This window comes from Bradyrhizobium sp. NAS96.2 (assembly GCF_001908235.1).
Lineage (GTDB): Bacteria > Pseudomonadota > Alphaproteobacteria > Rhizobiales > Xanthobacteraceae > Bradyrhizobium.
Map to the genome: position 1 here is coordinate 1 of NZ_LGHK01000351.1, position 1,466 is coordinate 1,466.

Annotated in this window: 1 protein-coding gene and 2 pseudogenes; all 3 read left to right on the top strand. The window is 66.0% G+C overall.

Features of this window, described 5'->3' with window-relative positions; genetic code table 11:
- Positions 1-96: 96 nt before the first annotated feature.
- A pseudogene (locus AC628_RS41180) lies at positions 97-482 on the top strand (VOC family protein).
- Between the two features lie 129 nt (positions 483-611).
- A complete protein-coding gene (locus AC628_RS45735) occupies positions 612-845 on the top strand; it encodes a hypothetical protein (protein ID WP_074132518.1) in 234 nt (77 codons plus the stop codon).
- A gap of 233 nt (positions 846-1,078) precedes the next feature.
- Positions 1,079-1,466, top strand: a pseudogene (locus AC628_RS45005) (OmpA family protein); the annotation flags it as partial.

The window sequence follows — 1,466 nt, forward strand, 5'->3', positions numbered from 1 at the left end:
CGCTTCGCTTCATCCGGGCTACACCTTCACCTCCCCTTTAAGAGAAGGTGAAACGAGAACGCAGATACCAATACGGCACAACAAGGGAGGCTCGCGATGATCGACCATATCGGCTTTTCGGTCTCTGACTACGAACGCGCGAAGGCGTTCTACCAGGCGGCGCTGGCGCCGCTCGATTACGGCCCTGATCATGGAAGTGCCCGCGGAAGTAACCGGGCACGCGCCGGCGGCAGGCTTTCGGTGCCAACGGCAAGCCGGATTTCTGGATCGGCGGCGAAGGCGCGATGAACAAGCCGGTGCACATCGCCATCACGGCCAAGGACCGCGCCACCGTCGACGCGTTCTACAAGGCCGCGATGGCGGCCGGCGGCCGCGACAACGGCGCACCGGGCATTCGCGCGCATTATCATCCGAACTATTACGGCGCGTTCGTGCTCGATCCCGACGGCCACAACATCGAGGCGGTCTGCCACACGCCCTGATGGCGCGCACAGGAACGGCATCGCGCGCGATCCGTTGTCGCTCCGAACTGCGATGGAGCGATCGATGCGCGCGAAGCGACCTGACAGCGGCAGATTTGGCATCGGCATCAGCCGCCCGGTCTCGATGTGATGCCGATCGAGCCTCCGGACATTCCGCCGGCAACTCCTGGCACGCCGAGCGAGCCGCCGCCGGGAATTCCGCCCGGCAATCCGCAGCCGGAGATTCCCCCGCCGGTGCGCGAACCCGGCGAGCCGCCGCGACCGGACGAGTTGCCCGGCAAGACGCCCGACGAATCACCTGTGCGCGGACCGCCTGGACCATCGGGCCCGCCGCCTGCGACAGATCGACCCGCAGCGCGGTGAATCACCCTCGCGCCTTAGTTCCACATCGATTGCGACTGTGTCGAAGCGTTTCTTCTGAATGTCCAGTGAACAAAGGCACATGCAACCCGTTATAATGTCGAAATAAACTTCGCCGATGATTCGGCGCTCGCCACAATCCGGCCTAACGGCTGGCAATTCATCGTCCTGCCGAATTGTTCGGTTCTGACTTTCTTTCCTTCCTGCCCAGACTTTCTGCCGGGGACTCCAAGATCATGACAAAGCTTCGTCTCGTGCTGCTTGCCACGACTGCGCTGACGGTGATGCAATTCGCCGCCTCAGCGTCGCACGCCCAAACTTCGCCGCTGGTCGTCGCACAGGCGCAGCAAAAGGAAGAGCTCGGACCTGACGGAAAGCCGAAGCCAAAGCCGGCGCCGGGCGCACCCGCACATCCTGCTCCGCCGGCCGCTGCGCCGCATCCGCAAGCACCGCCTCCGGCAGCCGCGCCGCCTGCCCATCCGGCTCCGCCGCCGGCCGCAGCACCCGCGAGGCCGACCCCACCTGCAGCACCTGCTCGGCCCGAGCCGCCCGCAGCTGCTCCCGCAAAGCCGACGCCACCGCCGGCAGCTGCACCGCATCCGGCGCCGCCCCCGGCTCCCGCAC